General features: G+C 38.1%; 15 protein-coding genes. 5 read left to right on the forward strand and 10 right to left on the reverse strand.

Annotation, left to right across the window (positions count from 1 at the left end):
- Positions 1 to 291 precede the first annotated feature (291 nt).
- The 5 genes from SAGCYANO_RS25955 to SAGCYANO_RS25970 all read right to left on the reverse strand — a co-directional run bounded on the left by SAGCYANO_RS25955 (position 292) and on the right by SAGCYANO_RS25970 (position 5,901).
- The gene (locus SAGCYANO_RS25955; protein ID WP_237396692.1) at positions 292 to 1,284 is read right to left on the reverse strand and encodes a transposase; all 993 of its coding nucleotides are present in this window, start codon (positions 1,282 to 1,284) and stop codon (positions 292 to 294) included.
- Positions 1,259 to 1,465 (reverse strand): hypothetical protein, encoded by a 207-nt coding sequence (locus tag SAGCYANO_RS45655; protein ID WP_237396693.1) that lies wholly within the window; start codon positions 1,463 to 1,465, stop codon positions 1,259 to 1,261. Before SAGCYANO_RS45655 ends, SAGCYANO_RS25955 begins: the two co-directional genes overlap by 26 nt.
- Positions 1,466 to 2,091: 626 nt before the next feature.
- Positions 2,092 to 2,640 carry a flavodoxin gene (locus tag SAGCYANO_RS25960; RefSeq protein WP_202222725.1) on the reverse strand — a complete coding sequence of 183 codons (549 nt, stop codon included), beginning with the start codon at positions 2,638 to 2,640 and terminating at the stop codon, positions 2,092 to 2,094.
- A gap of 1,510 nt (positions 2,641 to 4,150) precedes the next feature.
- A complete protein-coding gene (locus tag SAGCYANO_RS25965) occupies positions 4,151 to 5,164 on the reverse strand; it encodes a saccharopine dehydrogenase-like oxidoreductase (RefSeq protein ID WP_202222726.1) in 1,014 nt (337 codons plus the stop codon).
- Positions 5,165 to 5,661: 497 nt separating this feature from the next.
- The gene (locus SAGCYANO_RS25970; protein WP_202222727.1) at positions 5,662 to 5,901 is read right to left on the reverse strand and encodes a hypothetical protein; all 240 of its coding nucleotides are present in this window, start codon (positions 5,899 to 5,901) and stop codon (positions 5,662 to 5,664) included.
- 401 nt (positions 5,902 to 6,302) lie between these two features.
- Here SAGCYANO_RS25970 and SAGCYANO_RS25975 point away from each other — a divergent pair, with 401 nt between their 5' ends.
- Together SAGCYANO_RS25975 and SAGCYANO_RS25980 are read left to right on the forward strand one after the other, a co-directional pair.
- The gene (locus SAGCYANO_RS25975; protein WP_202222745.1) at positions 6,303 to 6,515 is read left to right on the forward strand and encodes a DUF2997 domain-containing protein; all 213 of its coding nucleotides are present in this window, start codon (positions 6,303 to 6,305) and stop codon (positions 6,513 to 6,515) included.
- A 45-nt stretch (positions 6,516 to 6,560) separates the two neighbouring features.
- Positions 6,561 to 6,947, forward strand: a complete 387-nt coding sequence (locus SAGCYANO_RS25980) for a DUF1257 domain-containing protein (RefSeq protein WP_202222728.1) — start codon at positions 6,561 to 6,563, stop codon at positions 6,945 to 6,947.
- Positions 6,948 to 7,325: 378 nt separating this feature from the next.
- Here the strand turns inward: SAGCYANO_RS25980 and SAGCYANO_RS25985 are convergent, their stop codons facing one another.
- Positions 7,326 to 7,556 carry a hypothetical protein gene (locus tag SAGCYANO_RS25985; protein WP_202222748.1) on the reverse strand — a complete coding sequence of 77 codons (231 nt, stop codon included), beginning with the start codon at positions 7,554 to 7,556 and terminating at the stop codon, positions 7,326 to 7,328.
- Between SAGCYANO_RS25985 and SAGCYANO_RS25990 the strand changes: the two genes are divergently transcribed.
- The 3 genes from SAGCYANO_RS25990 (at position 7,474) to SAGCYANO_RS26000 (ending at position 10,698) form a co-directional block, all read left to right on the forward strand.
- A complete protein-coding gene (locus tag SAGCYANO_RS25990) occupies positions 7,474 to 7,929 on the forward strand; it encodes a ferredoxin (protein WP_202222729.1) in 456 nt (151 codons plus the stop codon). The two genes, SAGCYANO_RS25985 and SAGCYANO_RS25990, sit on opposite strands and share 83 nt — an antisense overlap.
- Before the next feature lie 262 nt (positions 7,930 to 8,191).
- Positions 8,192 to 9,420, forward strand: a protein-coding gene (locus SAGCYANO_RS25995; protein ID WP_202218595.1) for an ISAzo13 family transposase whose coding sequence is annotated in 2 segments (ribosomal slippage) — positions 8,192 to 8,774 and positions 8,774 to 9,420 — 1,230 coding nt in all. Because the reading frame shifts where the segments join, the coding sequence is not laid out codon by codon here.
- A gap of 705 nt (positions 9,421 to 10,125) precedes the next feature.
- A complete protein-coding gene (locus SAGCYANO_RS26000) occupies positions 10,126 to 10,698 on the forward strand; it encodes a Uma2 family endonuclease (protein WP_202222730.1) in 573 nt (190 codons plus the stop codon).
- A 136-nt stretch (positions 10,699 to 10,834) separates the two neighbouring features.
- Here SAGCYANO_RS26000 and SAGCYANO_RS45660 read toward each other — a convergent pair whose 3' ends face one another.
- The 4 genes from SAGCYANO_RS45660 to SAGCYANO_RS26010 form a co-directional block, all read right to left on the reverse strand.
- Positions 10,835 to 11,383, reverse strand: a complete 549-nt coding sequence (locus SAGCYANO_RS45660) for a tetratricopeptide repeat protein (protein WP_237396695.1) — start codon at positions 11,381 to 11,383, stop codon at positions 10,835 to 10,837.
- Positions 11,384 to 11,451: 68 nt separating this feature from the next.
- Positions 11,452 to 13,428 (reverse strand): AAA family ATPase, encoded by a 1,977-nt coding sequence (locus SAGCYANO_RS45665; RefSeq protein ID WP_237396696.1) that lies wholly within the window; start codon positions 13,426 to 13,428, stop codon positions 11,452 to 11,454.
- Complete coding sequence (locus SAGCYANO_RS45670) at positions 13,415 to 14,047, reverse strand: tetratricopeptide repeat protein (RefSeq protein WP_237396698.1); 633 nt, start codon at positions 14,045 to 14,047, stop codon at positions 13,415 to 13,417. Before SAGCYANO_RS45670 ends, SAGCYANO_RS45665 begins: the two co-directional genes overlap by 14 nt.
- 163 nt (positions 14,048 to 14,210) lie before the next feature.
- A complete protein-coding gene (locus tag SAGCYANO_RS26010) occupies positions 14,211 to 14,639 on the reverse strand; it encodes an RNA-guided endonuclease TnpB family protein (protein WP_255502705.1) in 429 nt (142 codons plus the stop codon).
- Positions 14,640 to 14,749: the final 110 nt, after the last annotated feature.

The raw sequence follows: 14,749 nt of genomic DNA on the forward strand, positions 1-14,749 counted from the left end.
ATAGAAAAAATAATCGCCTCAGCCTCCAATTCATCATTTTATGAAGCTCCAAGAAAGGTGGCGCAAGTTTTTTTTGTCTTGCATCTCCCAAAAAATTGTGAGATAATTTATATATTGGGAGTCGTTCGCCCCTACACATGACTTTTTATTCAACGCAAAAACCGGATTTTCTCCTGACCATCATCAAAAGAAAACTATCCACTTTGACAAAAAGACAAACAGGGTTTCTATAGAATGCTAGGCTCACCGCTCAACTAAACTTACTCAAACTGAACGAGAAGGTCTGAAAGTCTAGTCAAACGCAAGTGGATCAACCACTACAGGGTTAAACGGCAAACCCTTTATTCCTTGGTCCAAGACATCAGGAATTACTTTTCTAATTATATTAAATGACCCATTTACATCTGCATTTAATAATTTATTTTCCCTGGTTTTATACAATCCCCTCGTTACTCTTTTTCCACTAAATTTCGGTTTTTTATCTCCATATTTTGGTAAATTATCCCCATCTAAGCAGCTTGATTGAGATGTATAGGATTCTTCTGTAATTATTACTTTTATTCCTCTTAGTTGGGCTTTATATGTTAACATCTCTATTAACCTATAGTGAGGGATGTTCACAAATTGTTGATTGTTCTTTTTACCTAATTTTATCTCTTGTTTCCAAGTCTGATTATGCCCAATAATTAAGGTTCCTATTTCATGGTTTACACACCAGTCTATTACTCTTTTACTTGCTGTATGGAGATAGTTTTCTACTCGACAATTTCTTTTGTGAGTTAATTTTTTTAACCGATGAGAATTACTTTGATTGTGGCTATTTAATTGAGATTGTAAACAAGAGCGCTGTTTATTATAAAAGGTGTTAATTGCTTTTAATGGTCTGCCTTTAATCAAAATAGGTGATATTCCTGTTTGATTTGTCGTTACAGCTATTAAGTTATTTACTCCTAAATCTATTCCTGCTATTTGTTGATTATTTGTTATTTCCTCCTGTTTTTCATAGACTATTTCTATTAGATAACAGCTACTTTTTGGGACGATTCTTGCTTCTATTATTTCTGTCTGTGAAGTGGGGATTTTTATTTCACTCATAGACAGGTGACAAATTCCTTTTTTTAAGGCTTTTTTATAAATTGATTCATCTGGATAGGGCAGAATATTTCGGCCTTTTGTCTTATGTTTATATTTGGGGATTTTTGGTTTCCCTAAAAATTTATTTGGCTGTTTTTGCCAGGCTTTTAAGGCTGCAAAATAACTACTCCAAGCTGAGTCTAATATCAATGATTATTTGCTTACTTACTTTTGTAGGTAAAGCTTGATAATCTTCACTTTTAGATACCTGGTGATACAGTTGATTAAAGCTTAGTTTCTTTTTGTTTTCAAAGAAATGTTGGCGATAATAATAGTTAGCTAAATTGAATAAATTTTTCGACAAAAAGCCTTGTGGTCTATTTCTGACCACAAATAATGTGATTTGGTAATAACATGACGTTCAACTAGCTTCATATCCTAATTGTAGCTGATAACGACTCAATGAATAGACAACTGAGCAAAATTACTAATTTTAGTTTGATAGCTATAATTATGAGTAAGTTTGATGAACTTTAGATAAGTTTTTGGTTTCTGTATTTACCCCCAGAAATACAGAAAATAATCGTTTCAGCCTCCAAATTATCATTTTGTGAAGCTCAATAGGCGCAAAGTTTTTTTTGCCTTGCATCTTCCAAAAAGTTGTGAGATAATTTATATAGTGGAAGTTGTTCGCCCCATGCATGACTTTTTATTCAACACAAAAAACCATACTTTCCCCTGACCATCAACAAGAATAAATAATCCACTTTGATGCAGACATGAATATCCAAAAAAAAAGTTGAGGAATATTCCCCAACTCCAAAAGGAGATGAACTTAGATGGATGCAAACAAAACAAATTTTTACACGATGCGATAGATGTTACTATTCCCGGCTAAACAGTTGCCATTACTAGAGTCGAAAAATATCTCAAATTTAGGAATTGATTCAAACAACTCGTAACAACTTTAGCGTAGATGGTTAGCCAGATTTAATATCAACCTTCAAATTTCAATATCTAAGCAGGTATCAACACAGCACTTTTCGTGCCTACAAAAATGGGGCGTAACGCTTCAACCCACTGTGTAATTCTCTCTTCAGTTAACTCACTTTGATTAACCTCATCAATAGGCAAACCCACAAATTTATCATTACGCACCGCTGAAGAATGTTCAAAACTGTAACCCTCAATAGGAAAATCTCCTACTATAGTTGCACCAAGTTTCTCGAACTGGTCACACATAATTTGCAGCGCGCCAACAAAATGCTTCCCATGACCAACTTGATCCCCAGCGCCAAACAAAGCAATAGTCTTTCCAGTAAAATCTGGTTTTTCAATATCCATCTCAAACAGTGGTTCGCGCCAATCATTCTGTACTTCCCCAGCACCCCAGGTCGAACAACCCAATAATAAATAATCGTAATCAAGAAGTTGACTATATTCGTCGAAATCTTCTTCCATACTATAAAGATCGCAAATTTCTTCCCCGAATTTGTCGCGCAATGCTTCAGCGATTTCTTCAGTTACACCTGATGTGCTACCATAAAATATGCCAATTTTTGCCATGATCAACACTCCCGATCAGTTTTGGTAAAATTCATTAAATCTGGTGAGTCAAAAAATCTCACTAGCTCGACCCAGATTTTTGATGGTTTTCGGTGATTAATACAAGTTATTTGTAGAATTTTCCTGCTTAAAATTCCTCATATAGATTAGTCTCGTTTTCAGCTAAATAAGAAGTAGTTGCAATAAAATCAGCAATTATTTCTTTAACTGTAGGGGCGAATGGTATTCGCCCTATTAATAATTAGAGACTACTCTTCAAATAACCCCCGAATAGACAGGAATTTTTCTATCAACCCTATCTAATCTTGAATATATCGGGTAAATTAGTTGAAATCTGTATCAATTGTAGTTGAGAATTCTTTTGAATAAGTTTATAATAGATCGAAAAATTATTAATTGATTTGGGCTTAGGTTTACCTTTGTCCATAGGCTTCTTTTTGTCAGAGCCACAATTAATAAAACATCTCATTAAGCCTCACATACACCTTTTTTAAAGCGCTTGTAGGAACGTTTCATGGAACGTCCCTACATTTTTTTGGGGAATTTTTCCTCAGCCCCCTTAACGAAGTCAGAAGTCAAAAGTCAGAAGTCAGAAGTTAACCCACCCCTAACCCCGACCGTGGAGGGGAGGGGAAGTAGGGGTTTTGAGCAAGCCTCCAAAAACATTTCCCCTTAAAAGGGGCAGGGCTGTTTCAATAAGAGCGAAAAACAGAGAAAGAGATAGAAATATGGGTATAAATGGTAAATTTTGGCACACATAGTCAGGATTTAGGCAAAATTTCTCAATTATCCTTGAAGGTCAAAAATACGAATTGTTGTAATTTGAGCCAATTGAATTAGATATTTAGCCAGAGTTTAACCATACTCCAACACTAAAAAATCGGCAAATTTAGGCAAATGCGTGGTAAATTTTCCTATTCCCCTACCCCCTCATCTCCTGTTCTCCTTAAATCGTTAACTTACGATACTTTGAAACAGCCCTGCCTTAAAAGGCTATGCTTTACCAACATCTTTCTTAACATAAAACTTGACACAATCGACAAGTTATGTAGTAGACTTTCAAAGATTTTTGCCAGAGAAAAAGTGAATTATACCAAATTCAAAAAAGGTCGCTACAGTATTAATCTCAAAACTCCTACCAACAGAATAAAGTACTGTAAAAGTATTTTTTGAAAATGGTATTAAAAAGTAGATTTTTTTGATAACTTAAGTAGTTTTTCCTATCTACTATGATTCTTTCTCCCTTCTCCCCTGCTCCCTACTCCCCTTCCCCTCCACCGGAGGGGGAGGGGCGAGGGGTAGGTCACACAAGGTTTTCAGGAGTTCCTTATAAGGGATAGCTTAAAAGGGGGGGTTGCGCGACCCAATCCTGTTTGATAATTTGATTTTTGAATTATCAGGACTTACCCATGAGGTACGAAAAAATTAGGGTTTGACATTGCTTCCCTGTCGGTCGCAATGTCGCAATGAGGAAAATACGTTGTACTGCGCAAGTCCTAATTATCTTAAACTACCGCACAAATTGTGGCATAACTTCCGCAGCAGTAAACAAACCATAAAGACCTCTTTGATATAAGGCAACTCCAGCTTTCAAATAGCCAAATGCCGGACCACAAACATTAGCCGCCATGCTTGTCTCATCCCCCAATGTAAAAGTATGTGTAGAAATTTTGCCCTCAAAAGTGCGACCAGTCACCTGAACATTCGTACTCAAAGGCTTTTTCGGGTTGCGAGTATCAACAATACCTCCCACACTTACCCGGTCGCGATCGCAAATTCCCGCCAACTCCAACATAATATCGTCAGCGTGTTCCATATTTTCCAACTTCAACAGACCATTGGTCTCCTCCAACAAAGCCTCAACTTCAGCATCAGTCATCGCCTTAGCTTTTTCCACATCATATCCAGGCAAATGGCCAATATCCTCACGAATTGTAGCTCGGTAAGCTTCCCAATTAGCAATACCCACTCCAAAAGTAATATTCACACTATGAATTTCAGCATAACTCTGAGCTGCAATAGCCGCTGCTGCAGTTAATAAACCAGGAGTTGCGCCACAACCAGTCATATAAGTAATACCCGCAGCTTGTAGCTCATCTTTCAAGGCCAATAATTGTTCAACAGCACTGGTACGCTTAATGGCATCCACCAATACACCCCGCCAACCAGCAGCAATAAACTGTTTCGCAACACTTGCCATAAAAGTATTAGGCAAGTTTGGTAAGGCCAGAAAATAACCATCTACAGTATCAGCAACTTTGATTAGTTCCTCAATACTGTGACTACTTAAAACGCCACCAGATTCTAAATGACCTAAAGACCCCTGAGTATTGTACATGGTCATACATTGGTCAGGATTTAATCCTTGAGTGTTGTAGGCATAACCTTTTTGGTCAGCAGCAGCAACCCAGAGCATTTCTTGTTTGGGAGCAAGTACCCTAGCAGCAGCTTGACCCAGGCCACCGAAACCTAAAACACCTACACGAATTTGATTTTTTGAACTTGGAGTTTGCATTATATTCATAGCGTTTGATTTAATTGGACAGACCTTTATTATCGGTTATGGGGCGTTACTGTGGAAAACGAAATTGAAGAAGGAAGAAAGAAGAAGGAAGAAGAAGGAAGGAAAAAAAAGTGGATGGGGACTCAAACCCCAACCAATTGTAAGAGCTGATTTATAAACTTAGCTAAAAGTCTTACATCACCAAGGTTTCAGGAATTTGAGGTCTACAGGACGATAACGAACAAAACCTAAGTATAGTGATAAATTCAGCCTCTTAATATTTACTTTATAAATCATCTCTAAAAGGGGAAGCTTTAGACCAGAATTTATCGGTAATTATTAATAATTGAATGAAGCTAAATAATTAATAGTTTTACTCAAGTCGATAATAAATCAAAGCTATTCCACATATTACAGAGTTTATTTTAAATTCATTACGATTGATTATTAATTTTCAGGCAGTAATTTATGTCAATTAAATCTACATAATAATCTGTATTTTATTTAAACTATTTATCTCAACTAAGAAAACACAAAAAAACTTCTTTCCTTCTATTTTGTGCCTTTAAATTCTTAAGTTTACCATCACAATAATTTTGAACATTTCTCCAATTATCTTTTGATTTTGGGTTTAATTCCCTACCGTCTATACGGTGTTTACAAACTTGTTGGGACTTGAGTCCCCATCCATTTTTTCCTTTTTCTTCCTTTCTTCTTTCTTCTTCCTTCTTCAACTTGAAAAGCAATAATTGACCCACAGATCCAAAAATATTGATTAGAACAGTTAAGGATAATAGGGATCGACCGTTTTGCCATAACAGCTTAGGTGATATTTGTCAATAACTTTGAGCTTAAATATTAAAATAAGTTGAAAGTTTAAATTCTAAACAACTACTTATCTACCAACGTCACTTCCATAACTTGGTCCAATATGTTGACGGTTTGAGAAATATACGTCAAACTTAACAAATAACTGATTTATTGCTTCTGATTATATTAACTTTTGTTAAGTAATGACTCGTAATCTATCAATTAGTAAAAATTGATTTAGATTAAAAAAGTCATTTAACTAAGAAGCAATTTCAGCAGACATCACTTTCAAACAATTGATGTCAGCATATAGTCCTACAACTGTTGTTCATAATATTTAGCTATGAACATGGAAACTTTAGAGTTCATAATTTATCCAGATGGTCGAGTACAGGAAAAAGTTACTGGCATTGTCGGTACATCCTGTACAGAAGTAACTAAGGCAATAGAAGAAGAATTAGGAATTATTCTCACTCAAGAATCAACTTCTGAATACTTTGCTCAACAGCAGCATCAGTCTGAGACTGCTACAACGCAAGTTTCTTCTTTCAGCAACTGGTAAAATTCTTTTTTTTGTTGAGTTCAATTTATTTCTTTTTAAATAACTATGTCACACTTTAGTCAAATCAAAACTCAAATTCGTAACTTGAAGTCTTTGCAGTCCGCTCTCACAGATTTAGGTATTGACTGGAAATCTGGTCCTACAGAAGTTCGTGGTTATCGTGGACAAACTAGCACTGCTGAAGTAGTTGTAGAACAAAATAATGGGTATGACCTGGGGTTTGCCTGGAATGGTAATGAATATGAATTGGTAGCGGATCTACAATTTTGGCAACAAGCATGGTCTGTAGATCGGTTTATCAGTATGGTGACTCAGCGCTATGCTTACAGCACTGTAGTTAATGAAACTACTAAACAAGGATTTCAAGTTACCGAACAGCAAAAAAACAAAGATGGCTCTATTCGTCTAGTTGTTCAGCGTTGGAGTTCTTAAAAGGCAGAAGGCAGAAGGTAGAAGGCAGAAGGCAGTAGGGGGAAAGAATTGATATATCTAGTGTGATAATTGATTTGGCGTTGCTGATTATGGGTTTGATTTTGCCCCCCTAGCTCCCCAATTTTGGGGGAAGAAAACTCTAAAAGTCCCCGTGATCCCCTCCCGTCCCCCTTGAAAAGGGGGAAGCCAGATGTTGCTGCGCTTTTTGTTGAACGGGGGATTTAGGGGGCTTGAACAGAACCAAACAATCGCATTCATGATACTTCAATTCAGCAACGCCATTGATTTTATTTTTTATTATTGGAGATGTCTATTCTTTTTCTTTCCTCCTGACTCGGTCTTCCCCCTCCACCGGAGGGGTTAGGGGTGAGTTGACTCCTAAGTAATGATGTCTATTCTTCTTTCTTCCCTCCTGACTCGGTCTTCCCCCTCCACCGGAGGGGTTAGGGGTGGGTTGACTCCTAAGTAATTAAGACTAATATTATACACTGATTCAGCAACACCATTTATTTTTGCCAGAGGTCTAATGCTAGATTTTTCTCCATCACCTCCTGAGTCTAACACAGAACGTTCAGGTTTTGAACCGGAACTTGGTGGAGTGTTACGCAATACTCCCGAACGTTCAGGTTTTGAACCCGAACTTGGTGGGATGTTGCGACAAAAGGGAGTTTACGTTGATGAAATTACCTGTATCGGTTGTAAACACTGCGCTCATGTTGCCCATAATACTTTTTATATAGAAGCAGATCATGGGCGAGCGAGAGTTTTTCAGCAAGATGGTGACTCTGAAGAATTAATCCAAGAAGCGATCGACACTTGTCCTGTAAATTGTATTCACTGGGTTGATTATACCAAACTAAAAAACTTAGAACAAGAGCGCAAGTATCAGGTGATTCCTATTGCTGGTGGTCCTGTGGATAGCGGAGCGGCTCGTATTGCTAGTCACAGAAATAAGCAAAATGCAGAGAAAAAGAAAATTTGATTCTTGTAATTAGTTTATAAAACTGTAGGTTGGGTTGCGCAGTTAGATTAACCCAACCACAATATTTATTTTTTATGAAAGTAAGGGAGTAGAAACCCACCCTAACCCCTCCCAGGAGGGGAAAAAGGGAGTAGGGAAGAAATTGAAAAAGTAAGGGAGTAGAGATTAGTTAGTTAACGATCTAAGGAGCCGTGTAAAAATAACTTGAACAAATTACCTCCAAAGCTAAATAATAAAAGTATCACGTTTATTGTTGGGTAATATGTCTGATAACTCTGTAGTCAAAACTATTCAAGACAAGTATGAATTGTTGTGGCCTTACTTAAACGAAAAAACACGACGTATATGGGCAGCTATTGAAGCTCAAAGCCTGGGTTGGGGAGGTCTCACCTTGGTGGCCAAAGCAACTGGACTTTCGCGGACAACAATTCATGCTGGTATAGATAATCTCTGTAAATCAGATGGAACAACAAGATCGGACTACAGCGATCGAATTCGTGAATTTGGTGGTGGCCGTAAACTACTAGAGGAAAAAGACCCAACTCTGTTAACAGATTTGGAATTACTGATTGAACCCGCGACTTTAGGAGACCCAGAATCTCCTCTGAAATGGACCTCAAAAAGTGTAGCTAAATTAGCAGCAGGATTGAATCAAGGGGGACACAGAATCAGCCCTAAAAGTGTTTATAATTTACTGGAGTCTCTTGGTTACAGCCTACAATCAAATCGTAAGACTCGCGATCGCTCATCTCACCCAGATCGAGATGCTCAGTTTTTACATATTGCTCAACAAGTTAGATATTTCCAATCTGAAAATCAACCAGTCATTTCTGTTGATACCAAGAAAAAGAATTAATTGGGGATTTTAAGAACTCTGGTCATGAATGGTGTGTTCATGGACAACCAATAGAAGTACGAATGCACGACTTTGCTGACCCGAAATTGGGTAAAGCAATTCCCTATGGAATTTATGACTTAACTTTGAATACTGGATGGGTGAATGTTGGCATTGACCACGACACAGCCTGCTTTGCAGTGGAGTCGATTCGCCATTGGTGGTACTCAATGGGTGAAGAACTTTATCCAGATAGTCAAAAGATAATGATTACAGCTGACTGTGGTGGTAGTAATAGTTATCGCTCCCGACTATGGAAGTTAGAACTACAAGAATTTGCTGACGAGATTAATCGAACTATTCATGTGTGTCATTTCCCTCCCGGTACCAGTAAATGGAACAAAATTGAACATCGCTTGTTTTGCCAGATCACCCAAAACTGGCGTGGCAGACCCCTAAGTAGCTTGCAAGTCGTGATTAATCTTATTAACAATACTACTACCACACAAGGATTGAATGTAGTTGCTCACCTAGACGAAAATTTTTACGAAACAGGAATTAAAGTAAGTCGCGAAGAATTTAATGCCATTAGAATTGAGCCAGACTTTTTTCATGGTGAATGGAATTATATGATTAAGCCGAGAACAATAGCTTAAATTGTTCAAGTTATTTTTACACGGCTACTAAGTACAAAAATTGGGATAATTTATTTTCTGCTATTCCCTTAGAGGTTGTCTGAGAAGTCTTTGCTACATCCAAGCCCCCGCGCATCCCCCAATTTTGGGGGACTTAAAGATAGCAAATTGATTCTTGTTCCCCCAAATTTGGGGGCTAGGGGGCAAAATTCCCAAATTTGGGGGCTAGGGGGCAAAATTCAGTATCAAAAAACGGCGTTGCTTATATTGAAGTATGAATGCGCGATTGTTTGGTTCTGGTCTACGCCCCCGCGCATCCCCCAATTTTGGGGGACTTAAAGATAGCAAATTGATTCTTGTTCCCCCAAAGTTGGGGGGCTAGGGGGCAAAATTCCCAAATTTGGGGGGCTAGGGGGCAAAATTCAGTATCAAAAAACGGCGTTGCTTAATTGAAGTATGAATGCGCGATTGTTTGGTTCTGGTCTACGCCCCCGCGCATCCCCCAATTTTGGGGGACTTAAAGATAGCAAATTGATTCTTGTTCCCCCAAATTTGGGGGCTAGGGGGCAAAATTCCCAAATTTGGGGGGCTAGGGGGCAAAATTCCCAAATTTGGGGGCTAGGGGGCAAAATTCCCAAAGTTGGGGGCTAGGGGGCAAAATTCCCAAAGTTGGGGGGCTAGGGGGGCAAAACTCAGTATCAAAAAACTTTTCTCAAATAACTAACCATGACTACAACACCAATAAAACCACAACTTACTTTTGAACAATTCCTGGAAAATCTCCCTGATGCAGAGGGACGTTATGAATTTGTTAATGGAGAAATAATAAGAATATTACCAACCAGAAGACATGAAACTATCGCTGAGTTGATTACCGACTTGATGAAGGATGAAGTAAAGCGCCTGAATCTCAATTATTTTGTTTCTGGCAGAATAATTATTAGAACTTTTCGCAAAGATGGCAAAGAGCAAGGTCGTCATCCTGATGTAAGTGTGGTTGATAAAACAATTTGGTCAGCTAATCCAAGAGCTTATTCTGCACTTACCGAACCGCTTCAGTTGGCTGTAGAAATTGTATCTACAAATTGGGAAGATGACTATATTGATAAACGAGATGAATATCAACGTTTGAGAATTATTGAATATTGGATTGTCGATTATTTAGCCGTGGGTAGTCGCGATATTTTAGGCAACCCGAAACAGCCGAGTATTATGGTTTGTTTACTCGATGAAAATGGAGTTTATCAAACTAATTTATATCAAGGTAAAGATAAAATAGTATCCCGAACTTTTCCATAGTTAACATTAACTGTGGAACAAATATTAGCAGCTTAATTGAAGAAGTTATATCATGTCCGGTTGAATACTTAAAACCTACATTCCGCACGACAAAATTGGGTAAACTGCACTAAACTTGCTTCAACCCAACCTACGCCTAATCCTTCAGTTTCTCCAACACCTCATCAGTAAAGGGGTTTTCACCTGCCTGGAGCGCTTCGATCCATTCTTGGCGTTGAGCTTTATCCTCCTCATCATCAGTCCATTCTACAAATACCTGAAAATCTGCGATCGCTCCTTCAATATTCCCTGTTAATGCCCTGGCAAGTCCGCGACTATCAGTAATATTGCCATCTTTTGGGCTAAGGGCGACTGCTTTCTCACAAGCAAACATCACATTAGCGGCTTGTTTGTAAAGACTGCCATTCCAACAGAGTGTATTCCAATTACTAGCAGAAATTTGAGTGGGATCGATTTTTTCTGCTTGTTTGTAGGAGGAAATTGCTTCCTTAACTTTACCCTCTTCCACAAGCTCGCTCCCTTTATCCAACATTGCATCGGAAGCCTCATATTTTGCTTTAGCTTCTGGATCGATATTTTTTAGATTAGGAATGTATGCCACTTTGTCAAGTTCTTTTGCTCGTTGATACTTTTCTACTGCTTCCTCAGTTTTTCCTTCTCTTGCTAATTTCGTACCTTCCTCCATCAGCTTTTCTACCTCAGCTAATGATGTTGCGATAATTTTTGGGTTCAGGTTGAGGTCGGGATTCCATTTTAGTGCTTTCTCAAATTTAGCAACTGCTTGCTCGAGTTTTTCTCCAACTTCACTGTTTTGTCATCACTTGCAGAAGCAATAGTCTCTCCACCAGGACTAAATTCTATAGCATTGACCCAATTCTCATGCCCGGTTATAGTCTGCAATAATTTCCCCTGAAGGTCCCACAACTTCACCGTTTTATCACGACTTGCAGAAGCAATAGTCTCCCCGTCCGGGCTAAAGGCTACACCATAGACATAATTCTCATGCCCGGTTATAGTCTGCAATAATTTCCCCTGAAGGTCCCACAACTTCACTGTTTTGTCATCACTTGCAGAAGCAATAGTCTCTCCATCCGGACTAAATGCTACACTCAAGACCCTATTTTCATGCCCTTCAAGGCGGTTACGCTCTCTAAACTTCTCCTCTTTGTTGCGTTGATAAACTGCTACTCGGAGAGCATTTGTAATCTTGCTAGCTTTATCCGTTGGCTCAAATTGATCATCAATTTGTTTTTGCCTAGCCTCCATAGCAGTCATCAGGCCATCCCACCGCTCACCCGAAATAGACAACCCTCTAGACTCATTTGCTTCAGCAATAATAGTTTGCCTTTCTGCTCTTCTACTTTCCTTGTGTTCCTCCAAGGCAAATATTGTCATCCCTCCTGCCAATACTGCCATCCCCAATGCAGCACCAACCGAAACTCTAACTACCCGCTTCTGCAACTGCTGTCGTTTTGACTTTTCCTGTTTCAGTTCTTCTAATATTTCAGGGCCTTTCCTTTGCCGAATAAAAGCAACTAAATAATCATGTACTAACTGATAACGATTTGCTGGTTTTTCTGGCGACAAAAATACCAAACCAGACTCGACAAAAATATTTAATACTAACTCTAACTCTTTCACTTTAAACTCACTTTCTTTCACCAACTCCGCCTGAGTTTTCAGTGGGCGAGTATTATTTTCATCGGTCAACAACATCAACACCAACCAAGCCGATTTTTCATTTTCTTCACCACAGTATTTCACTACTTCTGCTAAATATCGCTCTACTAATTCTGCCTTGGGATTATCTCCTAATTCTTGATATTTTTCTATAGTAGTAATATTCTCTGTCTGCAATTGTGACCCGACAATTTGTAACTCAATCGGACGAATATCTTCTGTCTCTTGGGCTAAGTCTTTTACCAACTTTTCCGTCAGATTTTCATCTATTTTAAATTGAGAGTTTTTTGTTAATTCTTGAATAACTGATTTTCCCTGTTCCTGGGAAAAATTACCCAAGTAATAGAGAATATCTTTACTTAAAATATCATTGTTAATTACCTCCAAATCTCCTAAACGATTAAATTCTAATAAATGATGAATATAATCTTCTCGCAGAGATAAAATAATTTTCGTCAAGTGAATATTCAAACAGTCTTGGAGAAATTGAGCAAATTCTCGTTTCTTCCCTGGTTCAGTATTTTCAAAGAAAAATTCCTCAAATTGGTCAAAAATTATAACTGTTGGTAGATTTAATTTATCGTTATTTTGTAACTGAGCTAAAATTGCCTCAGTTGAATTAAGAGTATCTGAATTAACTGCTAATTTTTTAGTTTTTTGTAGTTGTTCTGCTAAATTTTTTCCCAACCTTGAAACCCATTCAACATAAACTCGCTGCAAAACAAGCACTACATGACGGGTATCAATTAATTTTTGCTCTAAAGCAGGAATTAATCCTGCCTGCAACATGGAACTTTTACCAACTCCTGATTGTCCATAAACAACTATTAATTTACGTTGATTATCCCTCAGTCTTTTCAACAGTTCTTCTACATCAAACTGCCTTCCAGTTTCCGAAGTTTCTTGAGTAGAATTTTTGGGATTGAACTTAGGAAAAGTCGGATTAATATTTTGCTTTCTATGCCTCAAACGATTCGCGCCAATGAATGCCTGAAACCCAAATTCCTGTTCAATCTTTTTTTGACTTTGTTTGTATTCAAAAGCTTTCAAGTATTCTTTTTTCTAAATAAATTTCTTGTAATTCTTTGTATATAGAAAAATAAAGTTTTGGGTCGTATTCAACTTTTTCTTCTGCGAGCGCTGTGTTTAGAGTTTCTATAGCTCCTTTGATGTTACCTAAACATTTATTTGCTTTTCCCAAAGAAAATAAGTACCAAACTTTATGATATGAACGTTCCCAATCTAAAATTATTTTGTCTTTATCTGAAGTAGAATGAGACGCATTCTTCAAGGTATTGTTACAAATTTTGAGAGCTTTTTGAGCATACTTTTTTGCTTCTGTGTAGTCATTTTTTGCTAGTTTAACTTCTGCCATAAAACCATTTGCCTGTGCTTCCCGGAATTGGTAAGAATAAGCTTGATGTAATTTAATTGCTCTATTGGCGACATTCTCTAACTGATTCCAACGCTGCAAATATTGTAAAACCACTCCCCAAGCATTGATAAACTTGGCAACCAAGTCAGGGGGCTTAACTTTCTCAAAGGTTTCTACCGACTGCTGAAGATAGGAACAAGCGAGATTGTAAGATTTTTCTTGTTCAGCTCGATGCCAAACTCCATAACTGCGCCACCACGAGCCTAGATAATAATGAATGTGAGCAACTCGCACAGCCTGATTCAGTTGTTGCCAAAGTTCGAGACTGCGTTGATCATGCTCTAGTGGTTTTTTTGTAGAATTATCTGCTGCTGCTTCATAAAACTGATATAAAACGTCATAATTAGTGACATTTTAATGTTTACTTCCTGCTTCTACTGAGGCCGTCGGCGGTTACTCATCCACAGGCATTGACGGTCAAGCCGACCGCATTTCTTAAATTTATACTTGCATTCAAATCACGGTCTATAGATATTCCACATTCAGGGCAGTCATAAGTTCTCAGGCTTAATGACATATCTTGGACGTGACCACAGTTAGAACAAGTCTTAGAAGATGGAAAAAACCTGTCTACTACCACTAACTCAGAACCGTACCATTGGCACTTGTACTCAAGCTGTCTGCGAAATTCATAAAACCCTTGGTCTGCAATTGACTTAGCTAGCTTATGGTTAGCTAACATTCCACTCACATTCAAATCCTCAATCACAACAGTGCCGTGGTTGTTATAGTCGATGTGGCGTATTACCGCCCGCACCTCTACTTCAAAACCCTGCGTGCGACTTTCACCGCACAAGGCTCCTAGCAGTCTATGGCAACGTATCATGTGAGATACAAAATCCTTTGATTAAGACTAAACTTGGTCAGAGTCCAGTGATTCCTAATCTTCCACTATTGTTTTCAAGGAGTGTCTAATCCTACCGCCTTGGAGCTTCT

The sequence above is a fragment of the Okeania sp. KiyG1 genome, assembly GCF_014132355.1.
Lineage (GTDB): Bacteria > Cyanobacteriota > Cyanobacteriia > Cyanobacteriales > Microcoleaceae > Okeania.

What these genes read in the sequence shown, in the direction of transcription:
- SAGCYANO_RS25980 (WP_202222728.1), top strand. Translation starts at nt 6,561, where the DNA reads ATGTCACACTTTAGTCAAATCAAAACTCAAATTCGTAACTTGAAGTCT.
- SAGCYANO_RS45660 (WP_237396695.1), bottom strand. Translation starts at nt 11,383, where the DNA reads ATGGAGGAAGGTACGAAATTAGCAAGAGAAGGAAAAACTGAGGAAGCA.
- SAGCYANO_RS26010 (WP_255502705.1), bottom strand. Translation starts at nt 14,639, where the DNA reads ATGATACGTTGCCATAGACTGCTAGGAGCCTTGTGCGGTGAAAGTCGC.
- SAGCYANO_RS26000 (WP_202222730.1), top strand. Translation starts at nt 10,126, where the DNA reads ATGACTACAACACCAATAAAACCACAACTTACTTTTGAACAATTCCTG.
- SAGCYANO_RS25960 (WP_202222725.1), bottom strand. Translation starts at nt 2,640, where the DNA reads ATGGCAAAAATTGGCATATTTTATGGTAGCACATCAGGTGTAACTGAA.
- SAGCYANO_RS25990 (WP_202222729.1), top strand. Translation starts at nt 7,474, where the DNA reads ATGCTAGATTTTTCTCCATCACCTCCTGAGTCTAACACAGAACGTTCA.
- SAGCYANO_RS25965 (WP_202222726.1), bottom strand. Translation starts at nt 5,164, where the DNA reads ATGAATATAATGCAAACTCCAAGTTCAAAAAATCAAATTCGTGTAGGT.
- SAGCYANO_RS25975 (WP_202222745.1), top strand. Translation starts at nt 6,303, where the DNA reads ATGGAAACTTTAGAGTTCATAATTTATCCAGATGGTCGAGTACAGGAA.